Raw genomic sequence first — 13,955 nt, 5'->3', positions numbered from 1 at the left:
TCTGACTTTACAACTCGTGGGACGGAGCGCAAACCTCAACGCGGAGGTCGAAAGCCAAATTCCGCCTGCAATTCTCCCCAGAGCCAGCTAACAAAACCGTCCCTGGAGATTGAGCCCGCCTGGCTCTGCGCGAGGCCTTCCGCCTCCTCCACTTTCCCCGTGTGACAGTAGAGATAAATGAGAAGGAAGCAGTCGTTGATATTCGAGAAACCTCGATCCCTTTCTCCCTCGAGCAATCGAATGGCAGCGCCAAAATCTCTCTGGGCGAGCGCGTCCGCCACGAGATCACGGACGGCCTCGGCCGGCAAGGAAGACGAGGTGGCCGCTAATTTTTTCGCGAGGGAAACGCGAAGTGGATCTGTTTTGAGGACCTCCAGGACCGGGGCCCGGAGTTGCGAATGCCGCAGGTAAAAATCAAGCTCGGCCAACCAGTTGCTGCCGGCGAGCTCCGCGCGAAACCGCACTTCACGAATGAGGAAAAGCGGCTCCAGCGCCTCCTTTTGTTCGTTAGGCCACAGCTCACGGATGAACGAGGAGGCAAAGAAGCGCTCCAAGGCGGCAGGGCCCAGAAGATAATCGTTGGCCAGCCGATAAATCGGTTTCATGTCCGGCTGGGCATCAGTCAGGCGCTTGGGATAAAAGTCGTCCAGCGGGGCGACCCCCTGGGTCAACCGGTCGATTTCCTCACCGTCCATCAGGAACAAAGCGGGTATTTGCTCGGGGACTTCGATGCCGGTTCGAGCCAGGTCCGGTCCCAAAGCGGCGTCGGTAAGGAGTTTCCGGGCCAGCGCTTCATCGGGCTTTCCGATTGGCGGTTTCATTCCGATCATGACCCATTCCAGATCGGAGGTCGCCCAAAGTGAAGCATTCGGGAAAACGTTGTGGAAAGCCCGAAGGATTGCCTTGGTTTCGTCCACCGTGACCTGGTAAATGGGCAACCAGAAGCTGACGATTCCGCCCTCCTTGAGCCGCGCCTTCATCAGCGAAAAGAATTGCTGAGTATAGAGATTGACGGCTCCTGCGACCTTCAAGGGCGGCGGTTCCCCCGTGATGATGTCATAGCTCGTCGGCGAAGCCTGGAGAAAAAAGCGGCCATCCTGGACAAGGGGCGTGACCCGGGAATCACGCAGCGGATTTGGATAGCCTGCGCCTGGGTATGAATCAGCGAGGTCGAAGATCTCCTTCGAAATATCGACGATGTCGAGGTGCCTGAGATGTGGATCGCGCGTAAAGGCATCCGCCGTCACGCCGACGCCATAGCAAATCAAAAGGGCATTCTCGCTTCCGGGCCGCAAGATAAGAGGCAAGTAGGCAAACATCCGCATGTAACGTTGCGTGCGCGGCGCGGTTCCCGACATGGAATACGAGTTGGTGACCAGCCGGTAGGAGTAGGGTTGACCGTGAAGATCGCGACGGAGCAGCTGGTAGGTGTCCGCCGTGCCTTCGATCTTCCGGGAGAGGACCGAGCCGTCGCCTTCGTAGAGGCGACGCGCATTCGCGAGATGGGTATCGTCGCGATGGTAGGGAAAGATCGCGAGGATCAAAATGAAGAGGGCGCTGAACGAAGGCAGCGCAATTCCAGAGAGTCGTCGCAGAGACCAGCTCTCTTTTTTGCTCACGAACACAGCGAGCGCGGCGTAAACGGCCGCGCAAAGAATCAAACTCGACTGAAATCCGAGCCGAGGGAGAAAGACGAATCCGGCGAGCAAAGGGCCGCAGGCCGCACCGATGGTATTGAAAAGGATGGTGAGGCCGGTGCTATTCATTCGGCCGGCCACCTCGAATTGCACACCGGTGGCGATCGCTGGGAGCAGAGCTCCTGAGAGAAAGGCAACTGGAAACATCAAGGCCAGAGAGAGGAGCCCGACTTGCAGCGCGAAAGCTCGGTCGAAGGTAGGAATGTTAGGTGGGCGAACTGGGACCGGGAAAAAGACATAAGATAGAAGCGTCGCGCTGGCAGCGAGGATCAGGAGCAGGGGCATCAGGTGCTGTCGGCGAAGGGCCCGGTCCGGAATCAGGCTGCCGGCAATGCTCCCGAGGCCGATACCGGCCAGGACGACCGCGAGCACGATAGAAAAGGCGATGGAAGTGGACGCGACGTAGAGACGGAGGAAGCGAACCCAGATTACTTCGAGGCCAAGAAAAACGGCGCCGGCCGCCAGGCTAACCAGGAGTACTTTCCAAGGCGGCCTGGATTCGAACGAAAACCGGACGCGCAGCCGCATTCGAGCTTTCCTGGCCGACTTCGGCTCAGCCCGGGCGAAGATCCAGGCCAGAGCGGCTGCCGCACAGCCCAAGGCAGCCGCAGCCCATGCGGTTCCCAAAAGTCCGAACCGCTGGACCAGATAGATTTCGCCGAGCAGCGCGCCGGCCATGGCCCCGAGCGTGTTCCCTCCATAAAGCAAGCCGATGCCGCGGCCGAACTCCTGGCGTTTTAGAACCGGATCTTCCAGCAACACGGGCAGGGTTAAACCCATCGCCGTCGTCGGAAGAAGGAGAATCAGAAACGAGACCGTGAAACGAATAACGTTGAGCAATTCCTGGTGATCCCAGAGGGCTTGAAATCCCGCGCGCATCCATTCCCCCAGGACGGGGATTCCAAAAACCAGGGTGCAACCAAAAATCGCCACGCTCATTTCCAATCCGGCATAAACCCGCAGCGGGCGAAGACGTCCCAAGGTACTCGAAGCCGCGACGGCACTTCCAAGGGCGAGGCCGGCCATGAAGCTCGAAAGAATCAGGGCGGCGGACCAAACCGAATTTCCGAAAGCCAGACCGCTCAGCCGGAGCCAGAGAGTCTGGAAGAGAAGCGCGCTACATCCTGAAAGGAAGAGAATGGCGGAGACAATCGCGACACGCACTTATCCAAGCCCTATACGTTCCCCGCTGGCGCCGCAAGAAGGGCGCTACGGGGCGTCGCTGATTATCGTCCGTTCGGCGCTCAGAATTTCTTCGTCAGACGCAGGTAGTAGAAACGGCCGGTCGCATCGTAGGTGAAGCCGGGATAACCCACTGAGTTTCCACCCTGACCGGATGCGAACGGCGGATCGGTGTCAAAGACATTGTTACAGCCGACCGTAAACGTAGTGCCCTTCAGGAGGGTATCCCAGAAGCTCAGCCGGCCGGACGCCGATGTGGAAACGGTGGTTTTGCTGTCTTTTGAACTGCTCGGGCTTTCCGAAGTTTCGTGAACCAGAGAGCTGAAATCGTAGGAGGCCTGAAGGTCAAAGAGCCACCGCCGGTCCACGTTCCGGATGTTCAGGTCGGGATCCTGCTCGATAAAGCCGCTAATCAAGCGAACCCTTCCGAGGAGATCGAATCCGTTCCAGGCCCAGTCGAGACTGGTGTTGCCTCTCCACCGATAATAACCCTCCTGGGACTGTCCCGGATCGGTCGTCACTCCGGCCAGTTGTTCCGTCACACCGCCTTCGACCCGCTGGATTTCAAACGAGTTGAGATAGGTGAGCTGGGTTATCGAAGTAAAGGTGCCGAAGCTCGAGGGGTATTGATATTGCATCCCGAAATCGACGCCGTTGGCTTTCTGGGACGCTTCGTTTCGGTTCGAAACGACAATCCGGGTGATGGTGCCGTCTGGCAGGCGTTCCACTCTTTCCCCCGGCAACAACATGCCTGCGAACTCGCGCGCCAAAACCGCATCGAGAAACGCGGACTGGACCACGCCAGTCCGCTCGATCTGCCAAAGATCGGTCGAAATGGTCAGGCCGGGAACAAACTTCGGCGTCCAGACAATGCCGCCGCTGAATGTCTCTGAATCCTCCGGCGCCAAGTCCGGCGTGCTCTGGATGAGAGTAGTCGTTTCCGGCTCGAACGCGCCTCCATTCATCGGATCATGCGACGGCTGGATATCGGAAATGGGAGCAGAATAGAGTTCCTCCAGCGACGGTTCCCGGAACCCGAGCCCCCAGGTGAATCGCACCGTGAACGAGTTGTCAAACGGTTGCCAGCGCACTCCTATCTTCGGCACGGCGACATCCGTATCGTTGTTCAGGAACGCTTCGTAACGCCCGGCGGCGTTGATATCGAGAGCGTAAAATCCGGGGATTGCATTTTTCTCGCTGAAGATGGGAATGCTCGTCTCGACAAAGATGGCGTAGGATTTTCGTCCGCCGTGCGCCGTGGCAATCGCCGAATTACCGGCGATATCGCCGTTGATGTTGAGCTGGTCGGGATTTTCGTCCAGCGTTTCCCGCCGGAACTGACCCCCGAGGGCAAATCCGATTCCACCCGCCGGCAAATCGAACAGGGCGGTCGTGTAAATGGTCGCATCGATGGTAGCGAGCTTCGACGTATCCAGGTCTACCGGATGGACGCGAGCAAACTCGACCGAAGCGTCATTCGACGGAATCGGAACGCGGAAATCGCCGAAGGGATTGAAGGCGACCGTTGTTCCAATGAATTCCGGCGAGTTCGGATTAAAGATCGGGTCCGCCTGGTTCAGGATGCGGTTAAAGCGCGAGATCGAGACCTGCTGCCCCGTGGTGGTGTTCTTGATCTGGCTATAGCGGAAGCCGGTGTCGTAACCCCAGGTGCCATTGAATAATTTATCGCCGCGAAAGCCGAGGGTAGCGAGCCAGGCTTCACTCTCATTGTCGAAGAGGCGGTTGCCGAATTCCGCGAGGCGCGCTCGCGTCCCGCCGGAAATGATTTGGTTGAATGGATTAAAGGGATTGAACGCGCCGGGAGCCACGCCGGTTTCGGCATAAGTGGGTCCGCCGAAGGGAGTCGTTCCCGCGGGATTGGCCACCCGCGGAGGGATAGCGATGGTGACAAACCCGGGCGTCTGGAAGTTCCCCGTGGCCGGAGCCGCCAGCTCATTGTGCGTCTTTACATTTTGATACATCCCGTCGGCATAGATGACGAGTTGTTCGCCGAAGATCTTGTGATCCATCGCGACATAACCGCCATACCGCTCGGATTCCGGAAACGAGAGCGAGAATTCGTTGAAGTTAAATCCATTCGGACCCGACCTCGGCCGGCCCGCCCCGTAGAGATAAGTGTTGGCCGGAGCCAGCCCGTTCGTGCCGTTGGGGGCGCTCGCGAACTGGTTGCCATTGGGGGCCGGAATCACGGTTCCGCCCGCTTCCGCCACGGCGGCGTTGGTGACCTGGAGATTGTATGGACTCGCGTTGCTGCTTAGAAACGGCGGCACCGCGGAATAATCGCGGTCGTGATTGAAGATCGAATTGCGATGGTAGTAATTGACGGTCCCGGAGACGTTCGTCTTTCCGTCGCCGACCCCAAAGGTCAACGCGGTATTGATCGAGCCCGAGTCTTTGTCGGTCGTGTTGCCGTATTCGAATTTCGCTTCCGCGCCGCGATAGTCCTTCCAGCGCTTGATGTTCACCACGCCTGCGACTGCATCCGCGCCGTAGGTGGTGGACGCGCCATCTTTCAAAATCTCAATGCTTTGGATGGCCGATTCCGGAATCGTATTCAAATCGACGAAGACGACGCGGCGGTTGCCCGTGGGATAAGGCGCAACCCGGCGGCCATCGAGCAGGATGAGGGTCGCCCGGGCGTCGAATCCGCGCAGGGCGATCGTGGCCGCGCCCACCGCGGTGTTCGAGCCGTTCTCGTTGTTGGAGACAGGCACCCCGTTCGCGTTCGACACGGTCAGGTTGCGGAGAAGTTCCTCCGTATTGCGTTCTCCGGACTTGTTAATCAGGTCGCGCGTCACATTGAGGACCGGGTTTGGCCCCACTTCCGCCGCCGTCGGAATCGCGGACCCCGTAACGAACACGCGTTCCGTGCTGGCTTCCTCCGTCCCGTTTTCGTTGAACGAACGGACCGTGGTCGATTCAGTCGTCGGAGGCGACGTTTCCTGGGCAAGGACGCTGGTCGCGAGGACGAGGGATAGATTTAGAGCGAGGAATGTCTGGAAAAATCCGAACATCCGCAATTTTGGGTTGATCATAAGGAACTCCTTCGGTTCCCGAAGGACTAGCAAGATGATCGTGGGATGCTCAAGACAAATATTTCGCAGGGTTAACGCCTATTTGACGATTGTTACCCTCACCGTCTCCTCCAGCTCATCGTTGATGTAGAACTCGACCCGATATTTCCCTTCCGCCCAGCCGTCCGGCGGCCGGGCCAGGGTGAAGCGAGCGCTGGAATCGGGAGCGGGAGCTTCGGTCTCGGTTTCGTCGATAACAAAGTTCGGCTCGACCAGATCGCCCACGTCTTCCGCAATCCACGCCACGCGGACTCTGGCCTTATCCGGCAGACCGCGACCATGCCAACGCACGTAAATATTTTCGACATTGGATTTGAATTCAGTTTTCGATCCGCCACCCGCGTCGGTCGAAACTTCGACAATTAACTTTTTTCCCACCTTGGCCGGGTCCGTTACAATCGCGGGGCCGCTGATAGGCGGCGAGGCCGTGGGCGTAACCACGGCTGCCACCGTCGCTGTCGGGGATGGGGCGGGAGTGGCCGTTGGTTTCGCAATGACCTCAGGCTTCTTTTGCAGTTCGAGAGTCACGCGCTGCAATAATCCGCCGGTCGGACCGCGCACCACGGTCGTCTCTTTCACAAATCCAACCTCAGGAGAGAACCACCGGTCCAGAGTCGCTGCCATGAGGGAAGAATCCTCGCAGTGAATGCGAAAAGCGCGAAACGTCCCGGCCGCCACGATCACCGTCTCTTCCTTGGCGACTACGAAATGCTGGTGCATCTCCATTCCGGCCACTTCGCCATCCGAGTCCCACGCATCGCCTGCCTTCAGGCTCGCTGGAACAATCGTTTGGGGCGGATCGAGCTTCGCCATCCGACCGTCCCTGCCCCCTCGGGCGTGGCAGACTAAACCGTGATCGTCGAGTGTCATCAGCTCGGTTTTGGTGAGGACCCCGTCGGTCCTCGTCTCGAATTTCAAGAACTCCTTCCCCTGGAAAGATTGGCGGCCGACCCTGATTTCGACGGTCGCAGTCACCGGGGGCGCCGCCGCCGGTCCGTTGAACACCTCGTTCGATTCGTATCGCCACGTGGTTCCCTCCGCGACGGGAAGAAGCGGATCCGCGCGCGCAACGGCCATGACCAAAAAAAGTGCGGCGGTCAGGGATAATTTTCTCATTCGCATAATGGCCGTGCGGCGAAACATCAAAGCAGGATCAGGATCAAGAGCAAGAGCAGGCAATGGGAAGAGACGTTTCATTCAAGTTTGGAAGCCAAGCGACCACACGAGAGGAGAATGAAACGAAGTCCACCGGTTCCAAGCCCGACAATCCTCCTAACCGGCAGTCTTCTGTCCGAGCGCGGACACCGCAATTTGGGAATCAGAGATCGCGATAATTTTCACTTCGCCGGCGCACGGGGAATGGCTAGGAGTCGGCGGGTGTGCCGTTTTCGGCGTCTAGGTGCGCTGACCTTCGAGGCATCAACGACGCTAGAGGAAGTCCGGCTGCCTGGAGGATTCTTCGATGCGGCCCAACTCTTTCTCCGATGCGGTTCCGCTTAGCCAGCGGTGCCGATGAGCCCGGTCTTCTTGTTCACTTCCTCCGCTGCTGGCATGAACAAAGATTTAGCGCAAGTGGAGGACCGGCAAGACCGTCAGATTGGCGAAAAAAGAGTCTTGCTAATCGCCTCGACTCAACCGCATCATGCCGGCGAAGGGGCGAAACCTTTCGAACCCAGGTGATCCCCTCACCCCCATGCCTCTGAACTGGAGAATCGGTTGCCGCGCCCGGCACGGCTGGGCGCCTGTAATTGTCAGCATTAGTCTCGGTCTCGTCTTGGTGCTGTTATCGAGGGCTCGAGCATGAACTTGGACGGTTTCGAAAGGTTTCGTCTCGATTGTCTGAAGAGACCACTGCTTATCATCCGCGGACGCAAGGGGTTTCTGGCCTGCGCCTACATTGACGTAGCGACATGCGACATAACCGAAGAGGCCTGCGCAATAGTGACCGGCGTCTCTACGTTCGAGCAAATGTTGAGCGCAAGGGTTGTTAAGGTTTCGAAAGCCGCGGGTGCCCTTGGAGTGAAAGTGGGAGTTACCGGAGCGGAAGCTCTGGATCGGCTAAAATGACGGCTCGATGCGCTGGAGCGAATTTATTCCGGGCGCCTGGAGGCGTACTTCCTGGCACTTTCACCCCTCGCCACCGGGGCATGGTGTCGAATCGGTCCCGATCAAACCTCATTGAAAGGAAATAGTCTATGTCGCGAGAACCGAAATTCAGCAAAGCACCCGGGCAGACGGACTCGCTCGGCGAGACCGCTCCCCTGAGGAACGAAGAAGGAAAACCGCCGCTGACGCGGCGCAGATTTCTTGAAATGGTGGGGGCTGCCGGAGGCGCGGCCGCGGTCTACGAGACCATGGTGGCCATGGGCTTGCTGGCGACGCCGACGGCGTTTGCCGGGCCTCCGAATACCAGTGGGGCGCCCGGCAAAGGAAAATCGGTGCTTGTGCTGGGGGCGGGCGTTGCCGGTTTGGTCGCCGCCTATCGATTGCGCCAAGCGAAGTATTCCGTCACCGTGATCGAAGCTTCGAACCGTATCGGTGGCCGAAATTTCACGGTCAGCACCGCCACTGCCAATCACGGCAATGTCATTGTCGAAAACGGGTCGAGTCAGCAATGCAAATTCGTCGGAGATCCGTCCAAGCAATATTTCGAAGCCGGTCCCGGGCGCATTCCGTACCACCATATCGCTCTGCTGGAGCTGTGTCGCGAGCTCACCATTGCGCTGGAACCGTACATCATGGAAACGCGGACCAATCGTTTCCAGAAAAATGGAGCCTTCGACAATGCCGCAGTCGAGAACCGCCGGATCGCCAACGATACCCGGGGTTATATCGCATCGTTGCTGGCCAAGGCAGTAGATAAGGGGGCGCTGGACGAGGAGCTGACGCCCTTCCAGCTAGGGGATCTCGGCAAGACAAGGCTGTTGAACTTGCTGGGCACCTTCGGCAACATCGGATCGAAGCCTTTCGATTACACAGGATCAACGCGCAGCGGCTATATCGTCGATCCGGGCGTGACCGAGGCGGGCACTCAGCCGCCCAAACTCGACCTGGCGGCGCTGTTGGAATCCGAATTCTGGACGCACAGGTTCTATCAGCCGGAAGACTATCTGTGGCAGCCTACCTTGTTTCAGCCGAAGGGCGGCATGCGATTCATCGTCAGTACGATTGTCAACGCTTTTGACAGACTCCCGCAAACCGATCCCCGCAGTGAGATCATAACGGGAGCTCCAGTGACAGAAATCAAAAATGGCAACGACGGCGTTGTCGTCACCGTGGGCGGCAAGCCTCGTGCCGCGCATTATTGCTTCAGCACGATTCCGCTGCCGTTGCTCTCGGGGTTGCCCAAAACTGGTTTCACCGAGAAATTCCTTCAGGCGGTCAGGGTCGTCCAGTTTGCCAAAACCTGCAAAGTCGGCTGGCAGGCGGAGAGCCGGTTCTGGGAAGAACTCCGGCTCAATCCGGGGGCTGGCCCACCGGATCGAAAAAACGGCCCGCAGATTTTTGGAGGCATCAGCTGGACCAATCATGACATTACCCAGATGTGGTATCCGTCGGAGGGTTTCTTTGGAAAAGGGCCGGCCATTCTCACGGGGGCTTACAACTACGACGCCGTAGCAGACGCGTTCGGCAACCTGTCGCTAAAAGAAAGACTCGAGCTTGCGCAGCAAGGCGGGCAGCTGTTGCATCCTGAATTCAAGCGCGAAGTGCCGTTGGACAGAGGCCTGTCCATCGCATGGCAGCGCGTGCCGTTTATTGGGGGCGGGTGGGCGAACTGGAATCGAAATGACCCGCAACACAGGGATGCATACAATCAACTGCTCAGCCCCGATAAGCGATTCTATGTGGGCGGCGATCAGGTATCTTACCTGCCAGGCTGGCAGGAGGGCGCCGTCTTGTCGGCCTATCACGTGGTCAAACAAATAATCGAAGGCCGCCCAACGTTGGCCGCCCTGGAGAAGGGCGAAGAGTTGCCCGCACCGGATACCGCGAGCAGCGTCGGATCGCGTTGATGGATCGTCTGAAATGCAGCGGCCTCCACTGCCGGATGCGATCCTCCGGCGGTGGTCGCTTTAGAAAGCAATTCCTAACACACAATGAGCTCCATTTTTCGCCGATGGTTCCGTTTAGCCGGGCCAGCGCTTCTGCTCCTGCCAATCACTGCAGTGCAACCAAGCGCCCGCCGATTCCAATCCCGGCGTGGTCCAGATCGACGACCTGAAGCCGTTTACCCGGGTCCTCGCGATGAGCGACGCGCATGGGGAGTATGCCCACCTGACCAGGCTACTGCAGGCCACCGGGTCACCGGCGGCCCCGCGGCCGGTCCGCCGAACTCCTCGGTCGACTCGTAGCGCCACGTGGTCCCGTCCGCGACAGGCAGGAGCGGTTCTCAGTGTGCGAGAGTCGCCGCCAAAAGGAGCGCGACGCTGAGGCCGAGTTTTGTCATGGACCGCCACTCTCGACCACCTGCTTTCGCTTGGCGAATGCGAGATGGCTGGCCCGAGCAAAGTTAGGTTTTGCGCGCCGGGGCATAGTTCTATATCTCTTCGTCATACCCTGCCGTCATGGCTGTTCGGCGCATCCTTCTCATTAGTAACTCCACCCTTCACGGACGTGGCTATCTCGACCACGCCGAGGACGAAATCAGAGACATCCTCGGCCCCGCGAAGCGGATCCTGTTTTTTCCATTCGCACTCCACGATCGCGACGGCTACGCGGCCAAAGCCCGCGAACGATTTGCCGCGATGGGTTATGAGCTCAGCTCGGCTCACAACGCGGCCGATCCGCGGAAAGCCGTCGCCGAGACGGATGCATTCTTCATTGGCGGCGGAAACACCTTCCGGCTGCTGAAAGCGCTTCAGGATTCCGAGTGGCTCGACCCGATTCGCCAGCGAGTCAGGGGCGGTGCGCCCTACATTGGCAGCAGCGCCGGCTCGAACGTGGCCGGTCCCACAATCAAGACGACGAACGATATGCCGATCGTGGAGCCACGGAGTTTCGAGGCGCTGGGGCTGGTGCCATTTCAACTCAACCCGCATTTTCAAGATCCTGATCCGAATTCGACGCACATGGGCGAGACCCGCGAGGAACGGATCGCGCAGTTTCACGAGGAAAACGAAACGCCGGTGCTTGGCCTGCGCGAAGGCGCCTGGGTGCGCGCGAGCCAGGGAACCGTTCTCCTCGGCGGAACCAGGGGCGCCCGCATTTTTCGGCGCGGCGAACCGCCCGTCGAAAAAGATACCGGCGACGAACTTTCCAGCCTGGTTGGAGCGCCCGAATGAAATCGGAGCCGACGCTGCTCCTCTCGCGGAGCGAAGTCGCCCAGTTGCTCATGATGCCGGAGTGCATCGATGCCGTGGAAAAGATGTTTCGGCGCCTCGGCGAAGGGAAATTGCCGCCGCCCGGCATTCTCGGGATCAAATCGAAAGAGGGCGGCCTTCACATCAAGGCCGGTCTCCTTCCGGGAGAACGCGATTTCATCGTCGCGAAGCTGAACACAAATTTCCCGCACAATCGCGCCAGGCACGATCTGCCCACAATCCAGGGATTGATCGTGGTCTGCGACGGCGAGAACGGACGTCCGCTGGCGGTGATGGATTCGATCGACATCACCATCAAACGCACCGCCGCCGCTTCCGCCGTCGCTGCGAAATATCTGGCCCGTCCGGATTCTTCCACCGCGACGATCTGCGGCTGCGGCCAGCAAGCCGCCGCGCAAGTGTCCGCGATCTGCGCGGTGCTTCCGCTCCGAAAAATCTACGCGTTCGATGCAGACTTTGCTGCCGCGGAAAATTTCGCCGCCACTCTCACAGCGGAATCCTCCATCTCCATCGAGCCACTTCGTGATCTGTGTTCTGCGCTAGAGCGCAGCGACGTCTGTGTCACCTGTACTACCGCCACTCAATTCTTCGTCAGACGAGAAGACGTTAGGCCCGGCACCTTTATCGCCGCCGTCGGCGCCGACGATAGTCATAAACAGGAAATCGAGCCCGCCCTGATGGCGTCTGCAAAAGTTGTCGCCGACAACCTCGACCAATCCTGCACCATCGGCGATCTCCACCACGCCATCGCCGCCGGCTTGATGCGAAAAGAAGATGTCCATGGGGAGTTGTCCGAACTCGTCGCTGGCAAGAAGCCTGGGCGGGCCGGCGACAACGAGATCACCATCTTCGACAGCACCGGCATCGCTCTCGAAGACGCCGTCGCTGCGGTAGCGGTCTATGAAAAAGCGTGCCGGCAAGGAATCGCGACGCGCTTCGACTTCGTCCAGTAGCCGTCCACCCTCCGAATTATGTCAACCCGGCCGGCCCGATTGAGAGTCGGTAAGCAATCCACCGCCATCGGGAATGACATACGTGATTCACGTATACGCTCTTCCGCTCGCCCAGATTGAATTGCGAAGCGGCCGAAATCCGCTTGACGCGAGCCGGAGCACATTCGGCGATCGAATCGCAACCCGCATAACCGCCCGGAGAGAGCCGCGCGCGCAGACGACCTGCGGGCCTCCCATCCAGGGCTCCGTTGGCGGATCGGTCCGATCTGTTGCATTGTTGACAGCGAACCCAGCTTCGATGCTATACGTGAATCACGTATGTCATTCAGTAGTCAGTTCTGGAGAGGAGAGAATGAGTTGTAGAGCTCGCTCGCGGAAGAAACGCGGGGCATCCGTGAAGATGGACTTGAAGGAAAGACTTTATGACTGGCGAAGACGAAACGATTTTTCACAGAGTGAGGCTGCGCTGAAATTGCAGATTTCCACCCGAACGTTACAAGAATGGGAACAGGGCCGTGCCCGCCCGAGACACCTCGCCCTGATCGCGATCAATAAAATAATCGGCGGCTAATAAATCAGCCCGTAGTTTTGCCGCGTTTCCAGCAAGGATGACATACGTGATTCACGTATGTCATGCTTCGACGTCATTTGAAACAGATCCCTGCGGCACCCCGACGACGACGCGAGCGGGAGAAGCCTGTCGCGCCTTGAACGATCCGGCCCAAGTCCGAGCCGACGACGATCCCTGAAACATCCGGTTAGTCGACTTCGACGACGGCCTGAGATTTCTGCACCATCGCGACGGCGGCTATTAAAATAATACCGGCGATGATCTGATGGGGCCGGAGCGCGGCGTGAAAGAAACCCCAAGTGATGCAAACCGCTGCTAGCGTTTGCATCATTTCAAAATAACCGGCGGTAGAAGCGCGCGTCAGGCGCAGCCCTTCAAAATAGATGAGCAACGGAACCGCGCCTGAGATCGATGCGAGGAGAATGAGCGCGATAATCGCGGTCCCGGCGTGCGCCTGGGCGGCAGCGGGCCAGAGCGATGGGAGGTTGAGTTTTCCATACGCAACGAGAATGCCGGTCATACAGATCAGCCCGACGACAATCCGCAGGCTGGCGGCGAGCCGAAGTGGGATGCCGATCATGACGCCGCGGCCCGCCACGGTGGAGAGTCCCCAAAAAAACGCGCAAACCAGGGCGTAGGCCGTGCCGAGGTTCAACCCCGCTTGCGCAAACGAAACGCCGATGAGCGTCGGATGTTCCACTGAAAGAAAAATGCCGGCAATGACGGCGGTGCTCGCGAAGAGGAAAAATCGTGGCGTGAGGCGGTCCCCAAAAATGAAGAAGGCGCCGACGGTCGAGATCACCGGCTGAATATTCAGGATGACATTGACCACGGTCGGGTTCCCGTTTTTCAGGGCGAGCGTGAAGAAGATCGTGCCCACGGCCGAGCCGGCGAATCCGGAGAGGAGAAGGTAGCCTCAGCTGCGTTTGTCGATCTTGCGGATCTCGCCGAAGTGCAAAAGAAGAATGGGCAGGAACATCAACAGAATGAGGATGTGCTCCCAAAAAACGATCACCTCCGCATCGAAGAGATCGTTGAGCAGAATGCGCCAGGCGCTCTCGGTTCCCCAAAGGGCGGCGCCCAGCCCGACGAGCCAGGGCCCATAACTCGACCGGCGCGTCCGTTGATTCACGCGC

Annotated in this window: 8 protein-coding genes and 1 pseudogene; 3 read left to right on the top strand and 6 right to left on the bottom strand. The window is 58.9% G+C overall.

Annotated elements, in window-relative coordinates; translation table 11 throughout:
• Window positions 1–35 precede the first annotated feature (35 nt).
• The 3 genes from VJU77_13390 to VJU77_13380 all read right to left on the bottom strand — a co-directional run bounded on the left by VJU77_13390 (window position 36) and on the right by VJU77_13380 (window position 7,090).
• The gene (locus VJU77_13390) at window positions 36–2,861 is read right to left on the bottom strand and encodes a fused MFS/spermidine synthase (protein ID HKP04340.1); all 2,826 of its coding nucleotides are present in this window, start codon (window positions 2,859–2,861) and stop codon (window positions 36–38) included.
• A gap of 80 nt (window positions 2,862–2,941) precedes the next feature.
• Entirely contained in the window at window positions 2,942–5,935 is a 2,994-nt protein-coding gene (locus tag VJU77_13385; protein ID HKP04339.1) for a TonB-dependent receptor plug domain-containing protein, read from the bottom strand.
• 78 nt (window positions 5,936–6,013) lie between these two features.
• Window positions 6,014–7,090 (bottom strand): hypothetical protein, encoded by a 1,077-nt coding sequence (locus VJU77_13380; GenBank protein ID HKP04338.1) that lies wholly within the window; start codon window positions 7,088–7,090, stop codon window positions 6,014–6,016.
• Between the two features lie 1,196 nt (window positions 7,091–8,286).
• On the opposite strand from VJU77_13380, the gene VJU77_13375 reads away from it, so the two are divergent.
• The 3 genes from VJU77_13375 to VJU77_13365 all read left to right on the top strand — a co-directional run bounded on the left by VJU77_13375 (window position 8,287) and on the right by VJU77_13365 (window position 12,248).
• Window positions 8,287–9,987, top strand: a complete 1,701-nt coding sequence (locus VJU77_13375; GenBank protein ID HKP04337.1) for an FAD-dependent oxidoreductase — start codon at window positions 8,287–8,289, stop codon at window positions 9,985–9,987.
• Between the two features lie 552 nt (window positions 9,988–10,539).
• Window positions 10,540–11,256 carry a dipeptidase PepE gene (pepE, locus tag VJU77_13370; protein HKP04336.1) on the top strand — a complete coding sequence of 239 codons (717 nt, stop codon included), beginning with the start codon at window positions 10,540–10,542 and terminating at the stop codon, window positions 11,254–11,256.
• Window positions 11,253–12,248, top strand: coding sequence for an ornithine cyclodeaminase family protein (locus tag VJU77_13365; GenBank protein ID HKP04335.1), 996 nt, complete (start codon window positions 11,253–11,255; stop codon window positions 12,246–12,248). The genes pepE and VJU77_13365 overlap by 4 nt, the downstream gene beginning before the upstream one ends.
• A gap of 758 nt (window positions 12,249–13,006) precedes the next feature.
• Here VJU77_13365 and VJU77_13360 read toward each other — a convergent pair.
• From VJU77_13360 to VJU77_13350, 3 genes and pseudogenes are all read right to left on the bottom strand, one after another.
• Window positions 13,007–13,519 (bottom strand): EamA family transporter, encoded by a 513-nt coding sequence (locus VJU77_13360; GenBank protein HKP04334.1) that lies wholly within the window; start codon window positions 13,517–13,519, stop codon window positions 13,007–13,009.
• A 15-nt stretch (window positions 13,520–13,534) separates the two neighbouring features.
• Window positions 13,535–13,720 (bottom strand): annotated as a pseudogene (locus VJU77_13355) (EamA family transporter).
• Between the two features lie 15 nt (window positions 13,721–13,735).
• The gene (locus VJU77_13350) at window positions 13,736–13,951 is read right to left on the bottom strand and encodes a hypothetical protein (GenBank protein HKP04333.1); all 216 of its coding nucleotides are present in this window, start codon (window positions 13,949–13,951) and stop codon (window positions 13,736–13,738) included.
• Window positions 13,952–13,955 lie beyond the last annotated feature (4 nt).

This window comes from Chthoniobacterales bacterium, from assembly GCA_035274845.1.
In the GTDB taxonomy this organism is placed as follows: Bacteria; Verrucomicrobiota; Verrucomicrobiia; order Chthoniobacterales; family UBA10450; genus AV80.
The sequence above is the reverse complement of the archived record's forward strand: the minus strand, read 5'-3'. Positions and strand labels throughout refer to the sequence as shown.